The following is a 619-nucleotide window of genomic DNA, read 5'->3' as shown; positions in this document are numbered from 1 at the left end:
CGGGCAAGGCCACGCGGCGGACCAGTCCGGCCGCGACCAGCGCGTCGACCTTGGGGCCGCTCAGCGCATCGGCGCTGAATTCGATCGGCCATGTACCCGACAGCAGCGGTGCGCATTGCCGCTGCCCCTCCACCTGCGCGCGGATCTGGGCAAGCGCCTCGCCGCTGGGCTGGGGCTGGCTCGCACCTTCGCTGCACGCGGCGAGCAGCGCCAGCCCGGCGACCAGCGCGCGGGTCACGTCCGCAACCCCAGCGGCGCCAGCGGTTGCGTCATATCGGAGAGCCAGGTCAGGGTCCGCTCGGCCGCGGCGACCTCCTTCAGCCGGGCCTGGCCGACATCGCTTTTGCCGAACCAGCCGCCGGGGGCGTAAAAGGCGTTGCCGCGCACATGCTTGTGCACCTTGTCGATCTGATCCTCGACATCGCCGCCCGGGCGGGTGACGCCGACCCATTGCCCGGGGCCGCGTGACGGATCGGTATTGCCGCGCGGATAGTCGCGCGAACTGGGCAGCGCATCGATCGGCTTGCTGGTCAGGCTGTGCATATTGCCCGGAATGGTCTGGGTCACCAGCTCGTCGGAATCGAGCACCCACACCATATAGAAGCCGAGTTCGATCTTG

General features: G+C 69.3%; 2 protein-coding genes. Both read right to left on the bottom strand.

Annotated elements, in window-relative coordinates; translation table 11 throughout:
* Positions 1-238 (bottom strand): hypothetical protein (locus D1614_RS28290; protein WP_147384389.1); only part of this gene is annotated, 238 nt, incomplete at its 3' end.
* Positions 235-619, bottom strand: a 385-nt coding sequence (locus tag D1614_RS28285) for a hypothetical protein (protein ID WP_162304624.1), incomplete at its 5' end; no start/stop codon positions are given. The genes D1614_RS28290 and D1614_RS28285, both read right to left, overlap by 4 nt.

This window comes from Maribellus luteus (assembly GCF_003576475.1).
In the GTDB taxonomy this organism is placed as follows: Bacteria; Bacteroidota; Bacteroidia; order Bacteroidales; family Prolixibacteraceae; genus Draconibacterium; species Draconibacterium luteum.
This window is presented reverse-complemented; position numbering and strand designations above follow the sequence as displayed.